The organism is Telluria sp. AZSoR62 (assembly GCF_058111565.1).
This window is the reverse complement of sequence record NZ_JBYTST010000652.1, coordinates 1-232: the sequence shown is the minus strand read 5'-3', so window position 1 is coordinate 232 and position 232 is coordinate 1. Positions and strand designations below refer to the sequence as shown.

General features: G+C 50.0%; 1 pseudogene. It reads right to left on the bottom strand.

The annotated features are described in order from the left end of the window. Nucleotides 1-232: pseudogene (locus AC3XQU_RS25055) on the bottom strand (hypothetical protein); the annotation flags it as partial.

The window sequence follows — 232 nt, the reverse complement described above, 5'->3', positions numbered from 1 at the left end:
AGCTTCAGGTAGCTGTCGTCTTTCCCGTCTCGAAACAACGACGTGGACCATCCCTTTTCCACTCTAAACCTTGCTTCGATATCTGAGTTCGCGACTACATCGCGAAGACCTACTAAGACTTTTTCGCGACGTTTTGGTGGAAGCTGCCGCAGACGCTCGTAGTAATCCAGCGAACCGCCAACAGAACAGAAGTCCTCATCTAGCTTCGAAAAGTGGTCTAACACCTGCAACT